Origin of the sequence: Clostridium sp. HCP1S3_C6, assembly GCF_052066735.1 — a bacterium.
Taxonomy (GTDB): Bacteria; Bacillota; Clostridia; order Clostridiales; family Clostridiaceae; genus Clostridium.
The window spans coordinates 71,779-97,629 of sequence record NZ_JBQHRN010000001.1 but is presented as its reverse complement, the minus strand read 5'-3'; the positions used below and the strand labels follow the sequence as shown (position 1 = coordinate 97,629).

General features: G+C 27.6%; 25 protein-coding genes. 1 reads left to right on the top strand and 24 read right to left on the bottom strand.

Going from position 1 to position 25,851, the window contains the following annotated elements:
• Nucleotides 1-5: 5 nt before the first annotated feature.
• Nucleotides 6-1,208, top strand: coding sequence for a sporulation integral membrane protein YlbJ (gene ylbJ, locus ACTNAO_RS00455; RefSeq protein WP_441027515.1), 1,203 nt, complete (start codon nt 6-8; stop codon nt 1,206-1,208).
• Here the strand turns inward: ylbJ and ACTNAO_RS00450 are convergent.
• The 24 genes from ACTNAO_RS00450 to ACTNAO_RS00335 all read right to left on the bottom strand — a co-directional run bounded on the left by ACTNAO_RS00450 (nt 1,191) and on the right by ACTNAO_RS00335 (nt 25,817).
• The gene (locus tag ACTNAO_RS00450; RefSeq protein ID WP_441027516.1) at nt 1,191-1,733 is read right to left on the bottom strand and encodes an ATPase; all 543 of its coding nucleotides are present in this window, start codon (nt 1,731-1,733) and stop codon (nt 1,191-1,193) included. The genes ylbJ and ACTNAO_RS00450 overlap by 18 nt on opposite strands.
• Nucleotides 1,734-1,746: 13 nt before the next feature.
• The gene (gene coaD, locus ACTNAO_RS00445) at nt 1,747-2,223 is read right to left on the bottom strand and encodes a pantetheine-phosphate adenylyltransferase (protein ID WP_441027517.1); all 477 of its coding nucleotides are present in this window, start codon (nt 2,221-2,223) and stop codon (nt 1,747-1,749) included.
• A gap of 1 nt (nt 2,224) precedes the next feature.
• A complete protein-coding gene (gene rsmD / locus ACTNAO_RS00440; RefSeq protein WP_441027518.1) occupies nt 2,225-2,785 on the bottom strand; it encodes a 16S rRNA (guanine(966)-N(2))-methyltransferase RsmD in 561 nt (186 codons plus the stop codon).
• Nucleotides 2,786-2,857: 72 nt separating this feature from the next.
• On the bottom strand, nt 2,858-4,891 hold the full coding sequence (gene recG, locus ACTNAO_RS00435) for an ATP-dependent DNA helicase RecG (protein ID WP_441027519.1): 2,034 nt from the start codon (nt 4,889-4,891) through the stop codon (nt 2,858-2,860).
• A gap of 138 nt (nt 4,892-5,029) precedes the next feature.
• On the bottom strand, nt 5,030-6,682 hold the full coding sequence (locus tag ACTNAO_RS00430; protein ID WP_441027520.1) for a DAK2 domain-containing protein: 1,653 nt from the start codon (nt 6,680-6,682) through the stop codon (nt 5,030-5,032).
• Nucleotides 6,683-6,693: 11 nt separating this feature from the next.
• Complete coding sequence (locus ACTNAO_RS00425; RefSeq protein ID WP_441027521.1) at nt 6,694-7,044, bottom strand: Asp23/Gls24 family envelope stress response protein; 351 nt, start codon at nt 7,042-7,044, stop codon at nt 6,694-6,696.
• 425 nt (nt 7,045-7,469) lie between these two features.
• Nucleotides 7,470-8,105 (bottom strand): thiamine diphosphokinase, encoded by a 636-nt coding sequence (locus ACTNAO_RS00420; RefSeq protein WP_441027253.1) that lies wholly within the window; start codon nt 8,103-8,105, stop codon nt 7,470-7,472.
• A complete protein-coding gene (gene rpe, locus ACTNAO_RS00415) occupies nt 8,105-8,752 on the bottom strand; it encodes a ribulose-phosphate 3-epimerase (protein ID WP_441027252.1) in 648 nt (215 codons plus the stop codon). Before rpe ends, ACTNAO_RS00420 begins: the two co-directional genes overlap by 1 nt.
• A gap of 15 nt (nt 8,753-8,767) precedes the next feature.
• The gene (rsgA, locus tag ACTNAO_RS00410; protein WP_441027250.1) at nt 8,768-9,631 is read right to left on the bottom strand and encodes a ribosome small subunit-dependent GTPase A; all 864 of its coding nucleotides are present in this window, start codon (nt 9,629-9,631) and stop codon (nt 8,768-8,770) included.
• Nucleotides 9,632-9,826: 195 nt separating this feature from the next.
• Nucleotides 9,827-11,893 (bottom strand): Stk1 family PASTA domain-containing Ser/Thr kinase, encoded by a 2,067-nt coding sequence (pknB, locus tag ACTNAO_RS00405; protein ID WP_441027248.1) that lies wholly within the window; start codon nt 11,891-11,893, stop codon nt 9,827-9,829.
• A 1-nt stretch (nt 11,894) separates the two neighbouring features.
• A complete protein-coding gene (locus ACTNAO_RS00400) occupies nt 11,895-12,614 on the bottom strand; it encodes a Stp1/IreP family PP2C-type Ser/Thr phosphatase (protein WP_441027246.1) in 720 nt (239 codons plus the stop codon).
• Between the two features lie 30 nt (nt 12,615-12,644).
• Entirely contained in the window at nt 12,645-13,679 is a 1,035-nt protein-coding gene (gene rlmN / locus ACTNAO_RS00395; protein ID WP_441027244.1) for a 23S rRNA (adenine(2503)-C(2))-methyltransferase RlmN, read from the bottom strand.
• Nucleotides 13,680-13,688: 9 nt separating this feature from the next.
• Nucleotides 13,689-15,008, bottom strand: coding sequence for a 16S rRNA (cytosine(967)-C(5))-methyltransferase RsmB (rsmB, locus tag ACTNAO_RS00390; protein ID WP_441027242.1), 1,320 nt, complete (start codon nt 15,006-15,008; stop codon nt 13,689-13,691).
• A gap of 11 nt (nt 15,009-15,019) precedes the next feature.
• Complete coding sequence (locus ACTNAO_RS00385; protein ID WP_441027240.1) at nt 15,020-15,700, bottom strand: zinc metallopeptidase; 681 nt, start codon at nt 15,698-15,700, stop codon at nt 15,020-15,022.
• An 11-nt stretch (nt 15,701-15,711) separates the two neighbouring features.
• On the bottom strand, nt 15,712-16,638 hold the full coding sequence (gene fmt / locus ACTNAO_RS00380) for a methionyl-tRNA formyltransferase (RefSeq protein WP_441027239.1): 927 nt from the start codon (nt 16,636-16,638) through the stop codon (nt 15,712-15,714).
• Between the two features lie 11 nt (nt 16,639-16,649).
• The gene (gene def / locus ACTNAO_RS00375; protein ID WP_441027237.1) at nt 16,650-17,093 is read right to left on the bottom strand and encodes a peptide deformylase; all 444 of its coding nucleotides are present in this window, start codon (nt 17,091-17,093) and stop codon (nt 16,650-16,652) included.
• A 13-nt stretch (nt 17,094-17,106) separates the two neighbouring features.
• Nucleotides 17,107-19,305, bottom strand: a complete 2,199-nt coding sequence (gene priA, locus ACTNAO_RS00370) for a primosomal protein N' (protein WP_441027235.1) — start codon at nt 19,303-19,305, stop codon at nt 17,107-17,109.
• Between the two features lie 33 nt (nt 19,306-19,338).
• Nucleotides 19,339-20,529: a bifunctional phosphopantothenoylcysteine decarboxylase/phosphopantothenate--cysteine ligase CoaBC gene (coaBC, locus tag ACTNAO_RS00365; RefSeq protein ID WP_441027233.1), complete on the bottom strand. Its 1,191-nt coding sequence runs from the start codon at nt 20,527-20,529 to the stop codon at nt 19,339-19,341.
• 1 nt (nt 20,530) lies between these two features.
• Nucleotides 20,531-20,749, bottom strand: coding sequence for a DNA-directed RNA polymerase subunit omega (rpoZ, locus tag ACTNAO_RS00360; RefSeq protein WP_441027231.1), 219 nt, complete (start codon nt 20,747-20,749; stop codon nt 20,531-20,533).
• Nucleotides 20,742-21,362, bottom strand: coding sequence for a guanylate kinase (gene gmk / locus ACTNAO_RS00355; protein WP_441027229.1), 621 nt, complete (start codon nt 21,360-21,362; stop codon nt 20,742-20,744). The genes rpoZ and gmk overlap by 8 nt, the downstream gene beginning before the upstream one ends.
• A gap of 1 nt (nt 21,363) precedes the next feature.
• A complete protein-coding gene (remA, locus tag ACTNAO_RS00350) occupies nt 21,364-21,633 on the bottom strand; it encodes an extracellular matrix/biofilm regulator RemA (protein WP_441027227.1) in 270 nt (89 codons plus the stop codon).
• A 66-nt stretch (nt 21,634-21,699) separates the two neighbouring features.
• A complete protein-coding gene (locus tag ACTNAO_RS00345; RefSeq protein ID WP_441027225.1) occupies nt 21,700-22,581 on the bottom strand; it encodes a YicC/YloC family endoribonuclease in 882 nt (293 codons plus the stop codon).
• A 141-nt stretch (nt 22,582-22,722) separates the two neighbouring features.
• Nucleotides 22,723-23,886, bottom strand: a complete 1,164-nt coding sequence (gene fabV / locus ACTNAO_RS00340) for an enoyl-ACP reductase FabV (RefSeq protein ID WP_441027223.1) — start codon at nt 23,884-23,886, stop codon at nt 22,723-22,725.
• A gap of 59 nt (nt 23,887-23,945) precedes the next feature.
• Nucleotides 23,946-25,817 carry a WG repeat-containing protein gene (locus ACTNAO_RS00335; protein ID WP_441027221.1) on the bottom strand — a complete coding sequence of 624 codons (1,872 nt, stop codon included), beginning with the start codon at nt 25,815-25,817 and terminating at the stop codon, nt 23,946-23,948.
• Between the last annotated feature and the right edge of the window lie 34 nt (nt 25,818-25,851).

The window sequence follows — 25,851 nt, the reverse complement described above, 5'->3', positions numbered from 1 at the left end:
AGAATATGTTAAAACATAACAATCTACAGGTGATATATGTGATAACAACTATTATTCTATGTTTTTTTATATTTATACTATGCACTATCTTACTAAAAAAATACAAAAACTTAATAATACCTATTATATTAACAAGTTTTATTATATTATTTGTTTGCCATTTACAAAGTTCTATAAATGCTGTTATTTCTGGATTAAAACTTTTTGCTTTTTCAGTTTTTCCTACAGTTTTTCCTTTTTTGATTCTTTGTAACATGCTAATAGCTTATGATGGAATATCTCTATATTCAAAGGCTTTAGGTCCTATTTTTTGTGCTCCATTAAATCTATCAAAATCCTCATCTTTTCCTATTGCTGCAAGTATACTTTGCGGCTATCCTATAGGTGCTAAATATTCAAGTGACATTTATGAAGAAGGATATATTACCCTTAGTGAATACAAAAGACTTCTTAATATTGCAACTAATTGTGGCCCTATATTCATTCTTGGTACTGTAGGTGTATCTATGCTTGGTAATATCAAATATGGGTATATATTACTAATAGGCAACTATATTTCTATATATATTATGGGAATATTATTAAAAGATAAAAAACAAAAAAATATTTACATGAATAAAGACACTTCAAAAAAAACAAGAAAACTAGGTGAAAATTTAAAATTATCATTAGAAGGAGCAATATCTACTGCCTTATCAATCGGTGGATTTATTGTACTTTTTTCTGTAATTATTTCTGTAATAAAAAATAATGCCTACATAAGCATTATTTTCAAAAGCATAGAGTCTTTTTTTAATTTACCATCAAACTCACTATATTCTGTTTTTTTAGGCTCCATTGAAATTACAAATGGCTGTAATATAATTTCGTCCCTAAATATTAATATAAATATAAAATTATCATTAATAAGTTTCTTATGTTCATTTTCAGGTTTATCTATAATATGCCAAGTTTCATCAGTAATAAAATCGAATAAAATATCACTTTTAAAATATAGCCTTTTAAAAATAATACAAGGTGTTATAAGCTTTACAATAACATTTCTTGCTTCAAAAATATTCTTACATTCTGCAGAATTAAAGGTAAGTAATTTTAACAATATGATATTTTTTAATAATACAATAGAGTATTTTGTTATTATAACATCAATAATGATAATTATTTATATAATAGGAAAGTACAAGAAAAATTTATTTCATATCTCTTAATTCTTTAATATTTTCCTTTATAGTGGAGCTTACATCTTTGAAATTTTTATCTAAATCATTTGCTGCTGTTTCAAAGCTAGATTGAAGGTATTTAATAAGCTCCCCTTTTCTTCTGTCTAATTCCTTATCAAGTTCTGACAACACATTATCAGAATAATCCCTTGAACCTATTCTCATAGCTTTTGCATCTCTCTTTGCAGAAGCTATAATTTCTTGAGCTCTTATTTTAGCTTCTTTCACAATATCATGATTTTCAATATTTTGTCTCATCATTTCAGCAGTTTCTTTTTTTACTGTTTCATATTCGCTTCTAGCTTCAGTGAGAATTCTATCTCTCTCATTTAAAATCCATTGAGACTTTTTAAATTGATCTGGAAGATAATTTATAATTTGATCTATTACATCTAAAATTTCTTTTCTATCAATCATTGTTTTGCCACTAATAGGTACTTTAGGAGAATTTTCAATTGTATCCTGTAAATATTCTAATAAATCAATAATATTAACATCCATATTTTTTGCCATCTTATCACCTCTCTTACTTATATCTTTCCATTACATCAGAAATAATTTCCTTTGGTACAAGCCCCTCAATACACCCTCCAAATTTAGCTACCTGCTTTACAGCAGAAGAACTAACATAGGAATAATCTGATGATGTCATCATAAACAATGTTTCAACATCAGGATCAAGTTTTGTATTCATTAGTGCCATTTGAAACTCATATTCGAAATCAGAAAGAGCACGAAGTCCCTTTAATATTACATTTGCCTTTTGCTCTTTTATAAAATCAATTAAAAGTCCATTAAAAGACATAACTTCAACATTTTTAATATCTTTTGTTACCTTTTTTATAAGTTCTACTCTTTCATCAATGTTAAATAAACCTTTTTTATCAACATTAACCAATACAGCAACTATCAGTTTGTCAAAAGTCCTTGCTCCCCTTGTAATTATATCAAGATGTCCATTTGTTATAGGATCAAAGCTTCCTGGATAAACTGCTATTTTCATTTTAATCCTCCTTAAGTATCTTATAGAAACAAACTGTAGTATTTCCATATTTCCTACTTTTAAATAATTTTATATCTTCAAAGCCCATAAATTTTTCTTCAATAGTATCTATTTTAGTTACAATAATTCCATTATCTTTTAATAAATTATCTTTTTTTATCATTTCCATAGCCTTAGGAATCATTTCTTTACAATAGGGAGGATCTATAAATATAATATCAAATTTCTTATTCTTTTGAGCCATTAATTTTAGAGCATCATAAGAATCCATATTTAGACTAGTACAAAAATCTGTAAATTTTAATTTTTTAATGTTTTCCTTAAGTAAAGGATAAGTTTCATCACTTTTATCAACTAAATAAACTTCTTTTGCTCCTCTGCTTGCTGCCTCTAAGCCTAAACTTCCTGTTCCAGCAAACATATCAAAAACTACAGAATCCATTAAATAAAGTTGTATACTGCTGAACATAGCTTCTTTTACCCTATCTAAAGTTGGTCTAGTTACTAAGGATTTTGGCGAAAGAAGTTTATGGCCTCTAGCCTTTCCTGCAATAATTCTCACTAAGTAAAACCCTCCTTAAATTCGTATAAATATTATTTTAGCACAATAAATAAATATATACAATTAACTTGCTTAATTAAAGCATATATATTTACTTGTTTTTTCAAGGGATTTCTCCATTTCATATATAAGTTTATTATTTATTTCATTTCTATTTTCCATAAGACTTTTAGCTTCATTTAATGCTACTTTCAAAAGATTCACGTCATTATAAATATCTGCAAGAACAAAACCTTCCCCACCACTTTGTCTAAATCCGAACAACTCACCAGAGCCTCTTAATTTTAGGTCCTGTTCTGAAATATAAAAACCATCATTAGATTCAGTCATTATTTCCATTCTCTTTTTTGTAGTTTCACTTTTTGCATTTGCAATAAGTATACAATATGATTCGTAAATTCCTCTTCCTACTCTCCCTCTAAGCTGATGAAGTTGCGCAAGACCAAATCTTTCTGCATTTTCAATAATCATTACTGATGCATTAGGCACATTAACCCCTACTTCTATAACTGTAGTAGATATTAAAACATCTACTTTTTTATCTTTAAAATCATTTATTATTTGATCTTTTTCTACACCTTTCATTTTTCCATGTAACATTTCTACTTTTTTATTGTTAAATATTCCATCTTTTAATCTATTATAAATACTTTCTACTGATTTTAATTGTGCTTTTTCATCTTCCTCAATTAAAGGACATACTATATAAACTTGTCTTCCTTTATTTATTTCTGACAAAGCTAAAGCATAAGCCCTATTTCTTTGTTTATCTTGAAAAAATCTTGTATCAACTTTTTTTCTTCCTGGAGGTAATTCATCTATAGCAGAAATATCTAAGTCAGAATAAAGATATAAGGCTAAAGTTCTAGGAATGGGTGTAGCTGTCATTACTATAACATCTGCCCTTTCACCTTTGTTTATAAGTTTGCTTCTTTGTTCAACTCCAAATCTATGCTGTTCATCTGTAACAATTAACCCAAGCTTATTTATTTCAACATCATCTTGAATAAGAGCATGAGTACCTATAATAACAAGAGGTTCCTTTTCCTTCATTCTTTCTTTTATTCTATCTTTTTCTTTTTTAGTTGTACTTCCAGTAAGAAGTTCAATATTTACATTAAAATCCTTAAAAAGCTTTTTTGCTTCTTCATAATGCTGATTTGCAAGTATTTCTGTAGGAACCATAAAAGCACATTTATAACCATTAGAATATACATTATAAATAGCTATTAAAGCCACTATAGTTTTACCACTTCCAACATCTCCTTGAACAAGCCTATTCATAGGATGATTACTTTTCTGATCTCTTAAAATATCCCTAACAACTCTTGTTTGAGCATTTGTAAGTTGAAACGGAAGTGATTCTTTAAGCTTTCTTAATTCATCATTCCAAGGGAAACTAATTCCTTTTGCATTTTCTTTAAGACCTTTTTTAATTAATAAAAGTTTAATAGAATATGTAAACAACTCCTGAAATTTAAGCCTTCTTATAGCACCACTTAATGTATCCTTTGAACTTGGAAAATGTATTTGTCTTAAAGCCTTATCTAAAGATTCAAGTTTAAATTTTTTTACTAAATCTAATGGTAAATTTTCTGAAATCTTAACTGAATCTAATACTTCACCAATTAGTCTTACTATAAGTTTTTGAGAAACTCCTTGCTTAAGAGGATATTTAGGAATTATTTCAGAGCTAAAAGCTATATTTGATAAAGGCATTGGATTTACTACTTCTAAAAAATTTCCTTTTCTTTGAAACTTTCCAGACAAATTGTATTCATTTCCTATTAAAAAATTTTTTTTAATATAAGTTTGATTAAACCATTTTCCTATAACCTTATGTCCACAATAATCAAATTCAATGGAAGTTATAATTTTGCCATTTCTTGTTCTAACATCACTCATAATAGTTTTTACTTTACATGATAAAACTCTTTTTTCCGTATCATCAATTTCTGGAAAAGGCACATTACTACTTATATATTCATAATCTCTTGGAAAATATAAAAGCAAGTCTAATATTGTAAAAATATGAAGCTTATTTAATTTTTCAGAAGTTTTACTTCCTACACCTTTAAGCGTTGATATAGAACTATATATATCCAAAATATTACCCTCCATTTTTAGCGTTTATTTTTTAAAATTGCTAATATATTATATATCTAAAACATGCTAGTGTACAAGAATTTTTTCCAAAAAAAAGCACCATAAAAAATATAATTTTTCATGGTGCTTTTATATAAGTTATTCTACTGAAACAAAGAAATAATATAAAGGTTGATTTCCAGAATAACATTGAATATCTAAATCTTCATATTCATCTTCTAGTTTTTCAATAAAAGGCTTAATATCATTTTCTTCTACATCCTTTCCATAAAGGATTGTAATAAGTTCACTATCTTCATCTACCATTTGTTGAAGAATCTTTTCACAAACTTCAAATTTATTCATACCTACTTCTTTAATTTTACCTTCAAGAAGTCCAAGCATATTTCCTTCCTTAATTTCAATTCCATCCATTTCTGTATCTCTTACAGCATATGTTACAGATCCTGTTTTAACCGTACTAATAGCATTCATTAATTGCTCTTTGTTTTCTTCTAATTCAGCATTTGGATTAAATGATGTTATACAAGTTATTCCTTGAGGAATTGTTGTAGTTTCTATTACTATAGCATTTTTTTCAGTAATTTCAGCAGCTTGTTTAGCAGCCATTATTATGTTTTTGTTATTAGGAAGAATAAATATATTTTCTGCATTTACCTTGTTTATACAATCTAAGATATCTTGAGTTGAAGGATTCATTGTTTGACCACCTTCAATTACATAATCTACACCTAAATCAGTAAATATGTTTTTTATGCCACTACCCATTGCAACAGTTATAAATCCATATTTTTTAGTTTCAGTTTCTTCATCATTATTTTCAACAGCTGCTAAATTATCAGCACCTTGAAGTTCTAGAATTTCTCTATGTTCTTCTCTCATATTATCAATTTTGATTTTTGAAAGTTCACCAAGCTTTACGGCTTTTGATAGTACTAGTCCCGGATCATTAGTATGTATATGAACTTTTATTACATCTTCATAACCTACAACTATTGTACAATCTCCTAAATTTTCTATTGATGATTTAAAATCATTTGCAGCACTTGCATCTCCTAATATTATAAATTCAGTACAATATCCAAATTTAATATCAGCTTCACTAGAAGCTCCAGTTCCTGACTTTGCAGCCTTTAAAGAGCCTGGTGCAATATCCTTATCATTAATTGTAGCTACTATTCCTTTTTCTAATGCTTCAGTCATTGATGCTAATATAATATAAAGACCCATACCTCCTGAATCAACTACTTTTGCTTTTTTTAAGGCCGGCAAAAGTTCTGGAGTCTTATCAAGCATTTCCTTTGCTTTAACTGTAATTTCCTCCATTAATTCAGTAACATCTTCCTTTTGACTCTTATTTCCTTCTTCTGCAGCATATCTTATTACAGATAAAATTGTACCTTCAGTTGGTCTCATAACTGCCTTATAAGCTGATTTTTGCCCTTCAACAAATGCTCTTTTTATATCTTCTGTAGTTGCTTCATTTAAACCATCAAGACCTTTTGAAAAGCCTCTAAGTATTTGAGATAAAATAACTCCTGAATTACCTCTTGCTCCCATAAGAGCACCTTTAGCTAATTTTTTAGATACTTCACCTATAGACTTAGTATTTATATTTTCTATTTCTTTTACTGCAGCTTTAAATGTCATTGACATATTTGTTCCAGTGTCTCCATCAGGTACTGGAAAAACATTCAAAGCATTTACAAAATCACTTTGTTCAATTAATCTATTACTTGCATTTACAACCATGTTATAAAAGTCTTTACCACTGATTGATTTATGTTCCATTAGGTTACCTCCTAAACTCTTACCGCTTGAACGTTTACTTCTATTGAAGAAACTTTTAATCCTGTGTAATTTTCGACACTATATCTTACCTTTTGAATTATATTATCTGCAATAACTGAAATTTTAGTACCATATTCAACCATTACAAATAATTCAATGTTTAAGGAATTTTCATCAGATAAAGATACCTTAACACCTTTACTTAAATTTTCAACTCTTATAAGTTCCCAGAAGCCATCCTTAGCATTTTTAGCAACCATACCTACTACTCCATAGCATTCCATAGTTGCAAGACCTACTATTTTTCTAAGTACTTCGTCAGAATAATTTATATTCCCATTTTCACTTGAAAATCCAACCATATTACTTCCTCCTCATATTTTCTATTTCTTATTTTATATTAGAAAATAATATTATTCAAGAATAATATAATATGCATTAAATAACATTAATATTATAACATTACTTGCTATATTTTTTAATACCTTATTATATAATATATTTAATAATTAGTATTATACTAATTATTAATCCCCATAACAACTACAAGTATAATAATTATGTTAAATTTTCATTAATTTAATAATATATAAAAAGGCCAAGTAATTATTTTATAATTCTTGGCCTTAATAAAATAATATTATTTATCTTTCCTTATAAAGAATTTTATAAGATTAGATATAAATTTAGGAAGCTTTATAGCAACTATTTTCATGTTATTTCCTCAAATGAATTATTTTATAATATATTATATTTTAAAATCAAATAAATATGTACCTTAATATTATTAATCTCTAGAATAAATAACTAGAATCATACCACTATCAAAAGATATATTAATATCATTATCTAAAAATTCATTACAAACAGCCCTAGGTTCAAATAATGTCATATTATAATTGGACAAATTATATTTTGCCCCCCATATATTAAAATTGGTAACTACATTACTTATGGCATGAAAAGATATGGTATCACCATAGTTGCCGCTAAAACTGCTTGCTTTATCAACTATAAACATTCTATTATTTTCATCTAATATTTCTACATTATATCCTTCTTTTATTGCTTTTAAGAGTATTCCTATATTTCCTAAAGTATGGTCCATTCTGCTTCCTGTAGCGCCTAAAATTATAATTTTAGATGGCTTAACTTCTTTTGCTTTTTCATAAGCTAAATCAGTATCTGTATAATCCTTTTCTGGATTAAATTTCATCATTGGTATATTTTGATTTTTATATTCTTTTAAGATATTTGGGTCTATTGAATCAAAATCTCCTAAGATTAATGATGGTTTTATTTTATATTTATATAAAACATCGCAACCTTTATCTACACCAATTACAAAATCTTGAGCATCTAAAGAAGAGAAAAGAAGTTCTTTAGATGGAACACTACCTCCTGTTACAATTACAACTTTCATTATATACTTTCCCTTAATAATTTAATATTTTCTTCTATTTTATTTTCTTTAAATACAGATGAACCTGCTACAAAAGCATTTACTCCAGCTTCATATAAAGATTTTATATTATCCTTATTTACTCCTCCATCAACTTCTATAATTAAATCCTTATTATATTTTTCCTTTAATTCATTAACTTCTTCAACTTTTGATATAGAATATGGAATAAATTTTTGTCCACCAAAGCCTGGATTTACAGACATTATAAGTACCATATCACAAATTCCAATTAAATCTTTTATAATACACACTGGAGTTCCTGGATTTATTGCAATGCCAGCCTTTACTCCTTTTGATTTTATGTAATTTAAAGTTCTATCTATGTGTGTTTCAGCTTCATAATGAACAGTAATTATATCAGCTCCTGCATCTATAAAATCGTCTATAAATCTACCTGGATTTTTTACCATAAGATGCACATCAAAAACCTTTTTAGTTTTATTTCTAAGAGCCTTTATAATAGGTGCCCCTAGAGTAATATTAGGCACAAAATCTCCATCCATTACATCTATATGAATCCATTCAGCTCCTGCCTTATCTACTCTAATTACTTCATCACCTAATTTAGAAAAATCAGCTGATAATATTGATGGTGAAATTATCATTTTTATATCTCCTTTTTAAAATTTTTTAATCTTTAAAATTTCTTTTAAAGTTCTTATGTAAAAATCATATCTTTGTTTATTAATTTTACCCTCTTCTACAGCATTTTTTACTGCACATGAAGGTTCTTTATAATGCATGCATCCTCTAAATTTACAACATTCATTAAATTCTTCAAAATCAGGGAAGGCATATTTCAAATTTTCTTTATCTATAAAAGAAACATCAAGAGTTGAAAATCCTGGAGTATCAACAATATATCCATCTTCTATTTCAATAAGTTCGCTATGCCTTGTAGTATGCTTACCTCTACCTATTTTGTCGCTAACTTTACCAGTTTCCATATGTTCTTTTTCTGTAAGAGCATTTATAAGGGTGGACTTACCTGCTCCAGAAGGACCACATAATACTGTTATATTCCCCTTCATATATTCTTTTAAATAATCAATACCTTTTTGTTCTTTAGCATTAATAAATAGTACTTCATATCCAATTTCATTAATTTGCTCTTTTAGTAATTGTTTTTCTTCTTCATTTATTAAATCAACTTTATTTAAACAGACAATGGCCTTTATATTACTACTTTCACAAAGTACAAGAAATCTATTTAAAAGGTCTATGTTTATATCTGGATTTTTAACTGCAAAAACAATAAATGCAAGAGATACATTAGAAACAGTTGGTCTTAAAAGTCTTGAATGCCTTTTATAAATATCTTCAATAGTTCCTTTTCCATTATGAGTTTCAATTCTTACATTATCACCAACCATAGGTTTCATATCCTTATGACGAAACTTTCCCCTTGCTTTACATTCTATTATGCCATTTTCAGTTTTTACGTAGTAAAAACCACCAATTCCCTTTATTATAATTCCTTTCATTAAATCCTCCAATTTTTTTACTATACATATATAATAATAAAAATATTCCTTTAATAATGCAATACTTTTATTTTAAAACATGAAAAATAGCTGCTAAAAATAAACATTATCCTTTTACATAAATCTTCTTAAGATAAAAAAAGTGGCTTATCGCCAGCAGTTTTTAACTGCTAATGCGACAACCACAAAATTATCTTAATTATTTTTCTTATTATTTGAAGAACTATTTTCTGACTGGTCATTATTAGAACCTGAATTATTGTTATTGTTATTGTTATTATTATTTTCATTAGTGGAATTACCTTTTCCAGATCCAGAAGTATCTGTTTTTTCTTTTTCCGCTACTATTGTGATAGTATCACCTTTTTTGGCAGAAGAAGGAGACCATGATTTAACCTTTCCGTCAGCATCACCTTCAATATAAACAGTGTACCCATTTGCTTCTAATATAGTCTTTGCACTACTTGCATACATTCCAGTTGAAATAAGACTTGAAATAGACTTCTCAGCTTCTTCTTTCTTTTTTCCAACTGTTATTATTACAGTAGAACCAGCTTCTAACTTTTTGCCGGCATTAGTTTGAGATAAAACTACACCTACTTGACTATCAGATGTTACATCCTTTTCTACAATATTAACATCAAAATTTGAAAGTTTTTCTTGTGCTACATCAAGAGTTAACCCCTTAACATCTGGTACAGTATATAGTTTTGTTTCAGGTCCAGAACTTACATATATTTTAACTGTAATACTACTGTCAAGTTCTTTACCCTCACCAGGATCAGTTTTAATAACAAGACCACTTTCTATTTCATCACTAGGAGCATTTGTAATTTCATATTTAATATCATTATTGTCCAAGAAATCTTTAACATCACTTAATTCTGCTCCAGAAAAATTTAACATTTTAACTTTTTCAGAACCTTCACTAGTAATAACATTAACTTTAGACCCTTCCTTTACAGTTGTACCTTCTTTAGGATCTACTCCTATTATTGTTCCTTCAGGTTCACTGCTCTTTTCTGATCCTCTATCTACAAGTTCAAGTCCAACCTCTTTTAATGCTTTTGTTGCCTCATCAATAGTCATTCCAGAAATATTAGGTACTACTACATCCTTTTTAGAACTATCACCTATTATTGAACCTCCAGATAATAAGTTTGCACATACAACACCTACTATACCTAATACTAGAACTACAGCTAATGCTATTAAAGCTATTTTTTTGCCTTTCTTTTTTGGTTTTTCTTTATCATCATAATATTCATCATCATAGTATTCATCATCATCATATTCATCATCTTCTTCATTTTCGCTATCGTATTGATCTTGATTATCATTATTTTCATAATAATTAGTAGCAGCTATATCATCTTTTACAGGTGACATAACAATTGTATGTTCATTATCATCATCTACTGTTCCAGCACCAATAACTGCATTTGGATCATCTTTAATTTTTTCTAGATCTTTTAATATTTCCTTTGCTGATTGATAACGTCTATTAGGGTCCTTTTGCATAGCTTTAATTATTAAATTATTTAAACTATCTGGTATTTTAGAATTTATTTGCTTAGGAGGCACAACATCTTCTTGTATATGTTTTAATGCAATAGACACTGGTGACTCTGCCTCAAAGGGAAGTTTTCCTGTGGCCATTTCATATAAAACAACTCCTAAGGAATAAAGGTCTGTTCTAGCATCCACCATACTTCCCTTTGCTTGTTCTGGCGAAAAATAATGAGCAGATCCCATTATTGTTGTAGTATTAGTTATTGTTGCTGAAGAAGCTGATTTAGCTATTCCAAAATCTGTTACTTTTATTCTGCCATCTTTCATAACCATTATATTTTGAGGCTTAACATCTCTATGAATTATTTTATTTTTATGAGCACAATCAAGGGCTTTAGCTATTTGAATTGCTACATCAATTGTTGAATCGAAATTAAGCCTTCCATATTCTCTTATTATGTCTTTTAATGTTTTTCCATCAACATATTCCATAACAATGTAATTTAAATCATCTTGTTTGCCAACATCTAAAATATTAACTATATTAGGATCAGATAAAGCAGCAATTGCAGTTGCTTCTCTTGTAAATTTCCCTACAATTTCTTCATTGTCTGCAAATTCTTTTTTTAATATTTTTACTGCAACAAATCTGTTAAGCTTATTACATCGTGCTTTGTAAACAACGGCCATTCCGCCTTCGCCAATCTTTTCTAGAATTTCATATCTATCTCCTAAAATTTGGCCTATCATTCTATTCATCTCCTCCAAACAACAAAACTGTTATATTATCTCTGCCGCCATTATTTTTTGCTTCTAATACTAGTTTTTCGCAAGCATTTTTTAAAGATTTTGCACTATTTAAAATTTCTAATACTTCATTCTTTTGAATTTCATTTGTAAGTCCATCAGAGCAAAGCATTATAATATCATCCTTTAAAATATCTATTTCAAAAACATCAATAAGAATCTTTTTACTTGTTCCTACAGCCCTTGTAATTATATTTTTTTTAGGATGATTAAATGCTTCCTCTTCTGAAATAGTGCCAAGATCAAGAAGTTCCTGCACAAGCGAATGATCTTTAGTTATTTTTTTTATTTTATTATTTCTAATTAAAAAGCATGAACTATCACCAACATTAGCTACAAAACCTTTATTATTAATAACAAGACAAGCAGTAACTGTAGTTCCCATTCCATTTAATTTTTCACTAGTACTTGCAAAATCATATATTGCATTATTAGCTGTTTTAATGGCTTTTTTTAAAATTTCATTGTAATTCTTGTTATTTATATTTTCTGATATATAACTTACAATTGCTTCTACAGCCATTTTGCTTGCCACTTCACCAGCATTGTGACCGCCCATACCATCTGCCACAACATATATTTTATAATTTTCCTTTTCTAAATATCCAGCATAATCTTCATTTAAGCTTCTTTTATTGCCAATATCACTAATCATACTAATCATGCTATTATCCCCCTTTTCCTTTGGGTTACCTTAATCTTTCTTCTCACTTATATAACTTCTTCTTAATTGGCCACATGCTGCATTTATATCACTGCCCATTTCTCTTCTTACTGTTACTTCAATGCCTGACTTTTTTAAAGTTTTTTCAAATTCATCTATAGATTTATCTGTTGACCTTTTAAAATCATTTTCTACTACCTGATTTACAGGAATAAGATTTACATGACACAATATCCCATGAAGAAGTTTTCCAAGGGATTTGGCATCTTCAATTGAATCATTTACATCTTTTACTAATGAATATTCAAAAGATATTCTTCTGTTTGTTTTTTTTATATAATTTCTACAAGCCTCTAAAATTTCACTTATAGAATACTTATTAGCAATTGGCATAATAAGCTTTCTCTTCTCATCACTAAAGGCATGAAGAGAAATGGCAAGAGTAATACTTAAATCTTCATCTGCAAGCTTATAAATGTTAGGTACAATACCACATGTTGAAAGCGTTATATGCCTTTGGCCTATATTCAATCCGTATTCAGCATTGGCTAGCCTTATAAATTTTACTACATTATCATAATTATCTAAAGGTTCTCCACTTCCCATTAAAACTATATTAGATATTCTCTCACCAGTAATTTTTTGAGCTAAAATTACTTCGCCTAAAATTTCGCCTGCTGACAAATCTCGAACTTTGCCATTTAATGTAGAAGCACAGAACTTACAACCCATAAGGCAACCTACTTGAGTGGATACACATATTGAATTTCCATGTTTATATTTCATAACAACACACTCAATTATATTGCCATCTTTATACTCAAGCAAAAACTTTTTAGTTCCATCAATTTTAGATGTGTATTCATAAGTAACCTTCGGTATTCCAATATAAAAATTATTATTTAATTTTTCTTTTAAAGTTTTAGGAATGTTTTTCATTTCATCAAAAGTAAAAATTCCCTTATATAGCCACGACATTACTTGCTTGCTACGAAATTTACTTTCTTTATTGCATTCCATCCACTGGGATAATTCTTCTAATGAATAGTCTAATAAATTATCCATATATAACTCCTATTTTTTAATGAATTTTGTCACAAAGAATCCATCCATTTCACTATCAGGGAAAATAGTAAGAGATCCTTCTCTATCATATTTTAAGTTTCTACCTTTACCAACAAAGAAAGTAACAATTTCTGCATCCTTATGATTTTCTAAAAACCACTTTACATTTTCTTCATTTTCTTCTTTATTTAATGTACAAGTCGAATAAACCATTACTCCGCCAATTTTTAAATATTCCCAAGCATTATTCATAATTTCCCTTTGAATTGGCACAAGTTCCTTTAAATCTTTTCTCTTCTTATTCCATTTTATTTCAGGTTTCTTTCTTATAATTCCAAGTCCTGAACATGGAACATCTACTAAGATTCTATCAGCAATATTTATGTATTTAGAATTAATTTTAGTTGCATCCATTTGGCATAACTCAACATTTGTTATTCCAAGTCTATTACAGTTTTCTTTAACTAAATCAAGTTTATTTTCATGAAGATCAAATGCCAATACTTTACCTGTATTATTTAAAAGTTCTGCAATATGTGTAGTTTTTCCACCTGGGGCTGCACAAATATCTATAACAGTCTGTCCTTCTTCAATGTCTAATAGTGGTGCAACAAGCATAGCACTTTCATCTTGAACTGTTATTTTACCTTCAGCAAATAATTCATTTTTATCTACACCTTTTCCGCCTATAATTGTAATTGCTTCAGGACAAATTGATCCTTCATCTACTTCATAGCCATTATTTTCTAATGTCTCAAAAGTTTCCTCATAATCAGCTTTTAAATCATTTACTCTTACTGTAACAGATGGTACATTGTTTAATCCTTTTAATATTTCAAGAGTTTCCTTTTCACCATATTGCTTAATAAACATTCTTATCATCCATGGTTCAAAAGATAAATCATAAGCAATTTGGTCTATTTTATTTCTAAATTGAATATCATAATTACCTTCCTTACTTACAAAATTACGTAAAATTCCATTGACAAGTTTCCCATCTTGTTCTGAAACTTCTTTTGCCATTTCTACTGCTTCATTACATGCTGCATAAGAAGGAACTTTATCTAAAAACTTCATTTGATAAACTGAAACTCTCAAGATATTAAGAGTAGTTTTTTCCATTTCTGATATATCTCTTACGAAACTCTTTATTATCATGTCTATTGTTTTTAGTCTTCTTAATGTGCCATAAACTATTTCAGTAACTAAAGCTTTATCTACATCAGATAAATCTGACTTGTTTAGTTCATTTGATAAAATTATATTTGAGTATGCACCTTCGTTTATAATTCTATCTAAGGTTTTAACCGCAATGTTTCTACTATTCATATTTTTACCTCTTAATCATTTCTATTATTTATAACAATTAATCTAATTAATTGTAAAATTGACATTAATGCTGCTGCAACATATGTTAATGCTGCTGCTGACAAAACTTTTTTAGCTCCATCTAATTCATCGCCATATAATATATTTCTAGATGATAAAATTTTAAGTGCCCTATTTGATGCATTAAATTCAACTGGCAATGTAACAATTTGAAATATCATAGCTACTGCAAAAAGTATTATTCCAATCTTAGCCAAAAATTGGCTTCCAAAAAATAACCCTAGCATAAACATAATAATCCAAGCATTAGAACTAAAATTAACTATTGGAATAATTGAATTTCTAACCTTAAGTGGTTCATAAGATGTACTATGCTGAATTGCATGACCTACTTCATGAGCTGCAATTCCAGCAGCTGCAATTGATGATCCAAATGCAACCTCTTTAGATAAAGTTAGTATCTCACTTTTAGGATTGTAATTATCTGAAAGTTCAGCATTAGAATAGGCAATTTTAACATTATATAAACCAGCTTCATTTAGCATTAATCTTGCAACTTGCTCACCTGTATAACCATTTCTATTTCTTACTTTCTTAAAATAATTATAACGAGAACTAACCATACCTTGAGCAATTATCCCAATTATTATTCCTGGAATTAACAAAATCATTGTACTATCAAATAAAAACATATAAATTCCTCCTATCTTAAAAGAATGTCATTATCAAATTTATGTCCATTTATATATTGTTCAATAGTTAGTGGTTTTCCATTTGGAAATTGAACTTTAGTAATTTGAAGAATATTTTTCTTGCAAGCTACCTTAAGTCCTTTTTTATCCACACTTATTATACTACCTGGTTTCTTATCTGTCTCTACTTTAATTACATTTGCCTCAAAAATTTTCATTTTTTGATCTTTGTATGTAGTATAAGCAATAGGCCATGGATTTAAACCTCTAATTAAATTATTAATATCAGATGCGCTTTTATTCCAATCTATTTTTGCTATTTCTTTATTTAACATCTTAGCATAAAAAGTATCATTGCTTTGTTTTACTCTATGAATTTGACCTTTTGAATATCCTTCTATTGTTTCTACTAAAAGATCTGCTCCTCTTTCTTTTAGAATATCATATAATTCTCCTGCTGTCATTTTTTCAGATATTTCAACCTTATTCTGAAGAAGTATGTCACCAGTATCTAACCCTTCATTCATTAGCATGGTTGTATTACCAGATTCTTTTTCTCCATTTATAATAGCCCACTGAATAGGTGCAGCACCTCTATACATAGGAAGAAGAGAACCATGAAGATTAATGCAACCATACTTTGGAATATCTAAAACTTCTTTTGTTAAAAGCTGACCAAATGCTACAACAATAATAAAATCAGGCTTTAGTTCTTTTAAAATATTTATACATTCTCTATCATCCTTTAATTTTTCAGGTTGATAAACTGGTATATTTTTTGATAATGCTGCTTCTTTCACATCAGAAAAAGCTAATTTTTTTCCTCTTCCCTTTGGTCTATCTGGTTGAGTAAAAACAGCTGATACATTATATTTTGTACTTAATGTAAGTAATGATGGAACTGCAAAATCAGGAGTTCCCATAAATACTATGTTCATAAAATCACTCCTTATTTTACATGATCTATATATAAAATTCCATCAAGATGGTCATTTTCATGACATACAGCTCTTGCAAGAAGTTCTTCAGCTTCTAATATAAATTCTTCACCTTTTTCATTTAATGCTTTAACTTTTACATAGTTAGGTCTTTCAACCTCTTCACTTTTACCTGGAAGACTTAAGCATCCTTCTTCACCAATTTGACTCCCCTTTGCTTCCAAAATTTCTGGATTAATAAATACCTTAAGTCCAGTATCATCATAAATATCAATTACAAATATTCTTTTTAAAATCCCTACCTGAGGTGCCGCAATTCCAACTCCATCAGCTTTATACATAGTTTCAGCCATATCCTGTATTAATGTAATGATGGACTTATCTATTTTTTCTACCTTTCTACATTTTTTTCTAAGTATTTCGTCCCCTTCAATTCTTATATTTCTAAGTGCCATTAATTTCACCTTCCTAAATCATATTATTTGGATTTATATCTATACTTATTCTTATTTCATTATATACACTCTTTCCTAAATGATAAAGTATATCTTTAACTTTTTTTGCAAATTCTAAATCAAATGTACCTTTAATTATTATTTGCCACCTAAATTTTCCCTTAATTTTTGAAATAATACATGGTGATGGTCCTAAAATTTCCATATAATTAGCTTCTTCAATATCTAAAAGACCTTTTTTTATTTTGTTCATAAAATCCCTTAAAAGATTTTCATTTACACTTGAACAATTTATAAGTAAAATCTTCGAAAAAGGTGGATAATTCATAATCTTTCTTATTTTTATTTCATCATTAAACATACTATCATAATCATTTATTGCAGCATATTTTAGTATTTTACTTTCAGGTGTATATGTTTGAACTAGTACCTCTCCCTTGTCATCTCCTCTTCCAGCTCTTCCAGATACTTGGGTTACAATTTGATATGTTCTTTCTTGAGATCTATAATCTGGTATATTAAGAGACATATCAGCGGCTAATATTCCAACTAAAGTAACATCTTTAAAATCAAGACCTTTAGAAACCATTTGAGTTCCTATTAATATATCTGCTTCATGATTTTTAAAAGCATTATAAATTTTTTCATGAGAATCTTTATATCTTGTAGTATCAACATCCATTCTTAATATTCTTGCATGTTTAAAATATTTTTTCACTTCAGTTTCAACTCTTTCTGTTCCTGCCCCAAAAAACTTTACATATTTGCTACCACATTTAGGACAAATTCTAGTTTGCCTAATGGTTCTACCGCAATAATGACAAACTAAATATCCACTTTTATGATAAGTCATTGCAATATCACATTTTTCACACTTAAATACATAACCACATTTTCTACAAGACACAAAAGTTGAAAAGCCTCTTCTATTTAAAAATAAAATAACTTGCTTGTTTTGCTTTAATGTTTCACTAATTTTTTCTCTTAAAGATCTACTTAAAAGAGACATATTACCTTCCTTTAGTTCTTTTCTCATGTCAATTATATGAACTCTTGGAAGTGATTTATTATTAACTCTTCTTTTTAATTCTATTAACTTAAGCTTTTTACATAAGCATTTATAATAACTTTCAATTGATGGAGTTGCGGATGCGAAAACATACTTGCAGTTTTTTATTTTACTTAACTCTTCTGCGACTTCTCTTGTATCATATTTAGGATTTTGTTCTGACTTATATGTATTTTCATGTTCTTCATCTACAATTATTATTCCAAGATCCTTCATTGGAAGAAATATAGCACTTCTAGCACCTACCACAAGTCTTGCTTTTCCTTCTTTAATTCTAAACCATTCATCATATCTTTCACCTATAGATAATCTACTATGAAATAAAGCTACATCTCTTCCAAATCGTCCCTTAAACCTTTCTATCATTTGAGGAGTAAGTGCTATTTCCGGAACCAATATTATTGCTGACTTTCCTAAACTTAAAATATGCTTAACAATGCTCATATAAACTTCTGTTTTACCAGAACCTGTAACGCCTTTAATTAAGAAGCCCTTTTCTTTTGAATTTATAACTTCTAAAACTGCATTTTCCTGATCCTTATTTAATTTTTTTTCTATATCCGTATTAAAATCTCTAGTATTATACCTATAAACAATATCTTCTGTAACTTTTAATATTCCCTTTTCAATAAGCTTATTAATTGCATATATAGAGAAACCTTTTTCCTTTGATAATTCTGTTTTTGTATAAATCCCATTATTTTCACTAACAAACTTATATAAATTAAAATATATACTTTTTTCTTCTAATTCCTTTGGCAATGGAAGAGAAATTGAAATAACTTTTTTCTTTTTACTTTTTTCTCCTTTCATAATACCTGCAGGTATTATTGCCCTTATTGCATCAATGTATTTACATAAATATTTTTTTCTCAAAAAATCTATAATTTTCAAATCATCTCTAGACAAAATAGGCTCTTCATCCATAAGTTTATTAATTTTTTTTATGCTTTTTATGGGTTCATTAAGATCACATTTAAGACCTACTATAAATCCTTCTACAAGCCTTGTTCTAAAAGGCACCTTAACTCTATAACCCACTTTAATTATTTCATTATCTTCAGTCTTTACTAAATACGTAAAGGGTTTATCAATGGAAACAGCATCACTATTTATTATTACTTCTGCATAAATATCTATCATTTACAAGCCCCTCTATATAAGAAAAAGCGCAAATTAGCGCTTCTCCATAATAATATCAAACAAAGTTCTTGCTACACTTCTTTTACTCATTTTTTCTAAAGGCACTAAATTTCCATCCTTTGATATTATGGTAACTTTATTATCATTAGATGCAAAACCTATATCTTTAGCTGTAATATCATTAGCTAATATATAATCAAGATTCTTTCTTTGTAACTTACCCTTAGCATTTTCTAATAAGTTTTCACTTTCAGCTGCAAATCCAACTAATATTTGATGTGTCTTTTTTTCTCCTAAAGACTTAAGAATATCTCTATCTCTAGTTAAAACAAGGTTTAAATCTCCAGAAGATTTTTTTATTTTTTGATTTGAAAATTCTTTTGCTTTATAATCAGCTACAGCTGCTGCCTTTATAACAATATCCATATTATCATAAACTTTAAAAACCTCATTATACATTTGTTCATTTTCTGTTACTTTAATAAAATTTATTCCTTCTGGAGCCTTTAAATTTGTTGGTCCAGATATCAAAGTAACATTTGCGCCTCTGTTTCTTGCTTCTATTGCAATTTCATATCCCATTTTACCAGTTGAATTATTTGATATAAATCTTACTGGATCAATGTTTGCTCTTGTTGGTCCTGCTGTTACTAACACATTTTTGTTAAACAAATCTTTTTTATCATATAGCTCTTGAAGTACTCTATCTACAATAATATCTGGCTTAGGGAATTTACCTTTGCCAGTATCACCACATGCAAGTCTTCCAGAATCAGGTTCTATAAATTTATAACCATATTCCTTAAGCTTTTTTATATTTCCTTGAACTATTACATTTTCATACATATTTGTATTCATAGCTGGTGCAAAAATAACTTTTGCTTTTGTTGCCATAATAGTTGTAGATAACATATCATCAGCAATACCATTTGCTACTTTTCCTATTATATTTGCAGTAGCTGGTGCTACTAAAAACAAATCTGCTTTTTTTGCTAGGCTAATATGTTGTATTTCCCAAGCTTTTGGTTCATCAAACATACTTACAGTAACAAGATTTTGACTTATTGACTGAAATGTAAGGAGAGATACAAATTCTGTTGCAGACTTAGTCATAATAACATGAACATTTATGTCCTTTTTTCTCAAAGCACTTATTACATCAAGTGCCTTATACACAGCAATACCGCCAGTTACTCCAATAACTACAGTTTTATTTTTATACATATTACTTATTTGTATCAAGGACCTTTTCATATGTTACAATTCCTTGATCCACCTCATTAATTGCTTCTGTTAATGGCTTATTTGATTCTACTTTTACTTGTGGAGTACTTCCTCCTATTATTTGCCTAGCTCTTTTTGATGTTACTATAACTAGAGAATATCTATCCTCTACTTTTTTTAATAATTCTACTACTGATGGATTAATCATTGAATCATTCATTTTTTAAACCCTCCTCAAAATCTAAAATTGTTCCTCTAATTTTATCTACTCTGCATTCTTCTGCAAAAATTATATTTTCTACCTTTTGTACTGCTTCATCAACAACATCATTTACCACACAATAATTATATTTTGAAATATAATTTATCTCTTTATATGCTGTTTGGAATCTAACTGCAAGAGTTTCTGGTGTTTCTGAACCCCTTCCAATAATTCTATTTTTAAGCTCTTCCATTGATGGTGGTACAATAAAAATAAATACGCCTTCTTCAAAATTCTTTTTTACTTGAAGTGCTCCTTGAATATCTATTTCTAAAATAACATTTTTGCCTTGATCTAACAATTCATGTATGTTAGCTTTAGGTGTTCCATAGTAATTTCCATGTACCTTAGCCCATTCAAAAAATTCATTATTATCTACTTTTTTTAGGAATTCTTCCTCACTTAAAAAATAATAACTTACTCCATCTACTTCTCCATCACGTGGTTTTCTTGTTGTTGCAGAAACAGATATATGTAAGTTTTTATTTTTATTTAAAAGTGCCTTACATATTGTACCTTTTCCAGCTCCTGACGGACCAGAAATTACAACTAAAACTCCTTTGTTTTTCATTTTACTCAACCTCTTCCTCTACTATTTCATCCTTGTTACTTAATCTATGTGCAACTGTTTCAGGTTGTACGGCAGATAAAATTATATGATCAGAATCTGTTATTATTACAGCTCTTGTTCTTCTACCATATGTAGCATCAATAAGCATTCCCCTATCTCTTGCTTCTTGAATTATCCTTTTTATTGGAGCTGACTCAGGACTGACAATGGCAACAAGTCTATTAGCAGATACAATATTACCAAATCCTATATTTATAAGTTTTATATCCATAAATTCCTCCTATTTTATTATGTGTTTTTGTAAAATAAATAAACACATTTTATAAATCAAAAATTATTATTCTATATTTTGAACTTGTTCTCTTATTTTTTCTAATATATTTTTATTATCTATAACTAAGTTTGTAAGTTCAATATTATTTGATTTTGATCCCATTGTATTTGTTTCTCTATTCATTTCTTGAATAATAAAATCAAGCTTTCTGCCTATTGGCTCATTTAAATCTAAGGTGTCTTTCATTTGACTTATATGACTATTTAATCTTGTTATTTCTTCATCTATTGCAACTTTATCAGCAAATATTGCAACTTCTGTCATTATTCTATCTTCATTTAATGCCATATCAGAAGTAAGTTCTTTTATTCTTTCTGTTAATTTTTCTTTATAATTAACAGGAAATTTTTGTGACAAGCTAAAAATTTCTTTAACATTTTTCTCAATATCTGATATTTTTAAAAGTATATCTTCTTTAAGCTTGTCTCCCTCTTTTTCCCTCATTTTAAGCATATCTTCTATTGTATTATTAAGAAGCAAGAATAATTCATCTTTAAATTCATCAATTTCTTCTTCTTTTGCTTCTAAGGTTACAACATCTTGAAATGAAGCTATTTTAGAAACAGAAATATCATTCTTTAAATTAAATTCATCTTTTATTTTTAAAAGGCAATCTAAGTAAGACTTTGCAAGGTCTAAATCTAATTTACATATTCCGCTACTACTATTTAAATTTTTATAAGTAATAAATAAATCTACTTTTCCTCTTTTTATTTTTTTGGATACTAAATTTCTAATTTCTTGTTCTAGAGGATTAATAAACTTAGGCATTCTAATATTTAAATCTAAATATCTATTATTTACACTTTTCATTTCAATAGATAACATATATTTTTCATTTTCACTGCTTTGAGCTCTACCAAAACTAGTCATACTTCTAACCAAATTAATCACATCCTTTTGCTCTAAGCTGTATTTCTTAATATATAATAAATTATTTATTTTTTTAGGTCAATAGTTTGTTAACAGAATGTTAACATTTAATTTTATTAATTCTTAATTTCATAGCTAAATATTGTTGCCTAATTAAAAATCTAATATATCTTCATCATAATCTACATTATCAATGTTAAATCCAAACATATGATAGAAATCTTCATAATAACCATCTATGTCTGCATATTCTCTTATATTTTCAGTGTTTATTAAATTATAATTTTCTATAACTTTATTTTGAACCTCTTCTTTCATTTCATAGTCATCTAATCTTATTAAACTTCCTGCATTTACAGAAGGATTACTGTTATTAAACTTATTACTATATAATCTATACATTTGTTCTATACATCCCTCATGAAGATTCTTTTGTTTCATTACTTTATAAAGAATAGAAATATAAAGTGGAACTATGGGAATTGCAGCACTTGCAGCTGTAACTAAAGCTTTATTTACTGATATATAAGCCTTAACATTTAAATCCTTAAGATCATTATTTATTTTATAACATGTTTCACATAAATTCTTTTTAGCCATGCCAATTGTTCCTGAATAGTAAATAGGATAAGTAAGTTTAGGTCCTATATAAGAATAAGCTATTGTTTTTGCTTCATTTGACAAAACATCAGCATCTTTTAAAGCTCTAAGCCATAATAGCCAGTCCTCTCCCCCCATAACCTTTACTGTGCTTTCTATTTCTTCTTTATTTGCCACTGGAATAGTAACTTTATTTATTGTATTATCTCTTAAATCAAGAGATTTATTGGTAAATTCTTTATCTATTGTTTTTAATGTAGATGAATATACATGTCCATCTTCTGTTATTCTCTTAGGTGCTGCTAAGCTATAAATAACTAAATCTATTTTCCCTAAATCTTTTTTTATTTTTTCTATAGCTTCATTTTTTATTTTTCTTGAAAAGGCATCACCATTTATTGTTTCTGCATAAAGCCCATCTTTTTTGGCAAATTCCTCAAAATATTTCGTATTATAATATCCTGCTGTGGCTGTTCTTTTAGAACTTGACTCTTTTTCAAACATAATTCCAAGAGTATTAGCATCAGCACCATATGATAATGATATTCTTGAAGCTAATCCATATCCTGTGGATGCTCCAATAATTAATACATTTTTAGGACATTTAAATTTCCCTTTACTTTTTACGTATTTAATTTGATTTTTTATATTTTCTTTACATCCTTTAGGATGTGCTGTTGTACATATAAACCCTCTAACCTTAGGACTAATTACCATATTATCACTCTCCAAAATACTTTGATTATCAAAGCAACTTTATCATATTGATTTTTTCATTACAAATAAGCATCTTTCATATTTGTTATTTTACATAAAGATTTCCTTTCAAGAAATATAAAATCTGACATAACAAATCCTTTTTCAGAACAAACTGCATATTTGCCACATTTTCTTACTATATATTTTATTTTTTCATATATATTAGAAATATTAAAAATATTACATATTTCATCTATATAATTTTCGTCTGCTAAAAATATTTCTTCATAATCAAATGGAATAATAACTTTACCATTTAATAAAAGGCCATTTTTTCCTTCCTTATTTGCGAGAATAAATTTATTATCCTCTGAAAAGCTGACTAAATGATTATACATGCATTTTGTTACTATATTGTCATGAAAATATCCTACATAATCATTCATCTTAAAAATAATCAACCCTTCTTCATTTTCATAAATATCATCATATCTATTTCTTGTTATAAGTTTCCCATATGTATCTGCTAAAGCACATTTATCATCTCTAAAAAATACAAAATACTTTTTTAATTTCTTAACATTTGTATAATGTTTATCTTTTATTATGTTATCGTATATATCATCATTTTCTATATTCAAAATAAAATAATGATTGTTATATGACTTAATAATATATCCCTTATTATCTTCAAGTACTTTTTCAATAGAATAATACATTAAATCTCCATCTATAACTCGCCTATTATTTATATCTACACATATTATGTCCTTATCATTAAATCTTGTACCCTTAAAAATGCATCTTTTACTTTCTAAGTTTATCATCTTAAATTTAGAATTATTGTCTAAAGTAAACAAGCATTTATCATTACTATATACATAACAATTTTTGTCTGTCTTACAAACCATATACAATCCCTTATTATAAACAATTATTTCGTTAAAAACATAATTAGTTATTACTTTGTCACAACTTGCTACCCCTTTAAGTCCATTAATTGTATATATAAAAATATATTTTCTTAATTTTTCATTAGCCACTTTTATTTCATCACATATACATTGAATAATGAACTGTTTTTTATCTAAACTATATAAACCATATTTGTTTTCCTTTTTTAATATAACTATATTTTTTTTGCCATAACACTCAACAAACTTCACTTCATCATACTCTGGCACTGCCAAAAACTCACCAGTAAAAATATTTAATAATCCAAGTTTATTTTCCTTATTAATGACAAAAATATTTTTAGATGATAATTCTTTTCCTTCCATATAATATTCATTAGAAGAAAATTTATATTCTAACAATACCTTTGAATTAATATAATTGTAAATTGTGATAACATTATTTTTAAGCATCGCAATTATTCTATCATCATAATAAAATACATCTTCATATTCACAATCAAGAACATATGTATTTTTTAATATATTATATATTCCTATTTTTTCATTATCTTTAATAATTATGTTATTACCTTCCATAACAGAAATTATTTTTTCTGCTTTTACTTTAGATATAATCACATCTTTGTCGTAATTATAAATATATATATATTCACCTTTCTTTAATACAAAGGCATTAAATTTAAACTGACTATTTTTTTCAATTTTTTCATATTCACATGGAATGTATATTCTTGAAGATAATAAAGACGCAAGGCCAAACAATCCATCTCTCTCTATTTTTATATATTCTTTGCTATAGGAATTAATTTCTTCACTATTTAGAGAAATATCTATTGCATCACTTGATATTTCAAATCCCATTTTACGCAAATTATCAGCATAAAAATTAGCTTCTATAAATTTAGTTTGTTCATTTAATGATTTTAATATTTTTATATCATTTTCATTTAATTTATTTGCATAAAAATCTTGAAGAGATTCATTTTCTGTATATATATCTTTTTTTAAACCTTCTTTACTTACTTCATCCATTATATCACCTCATAATGTTTAATTATAAAAGCTA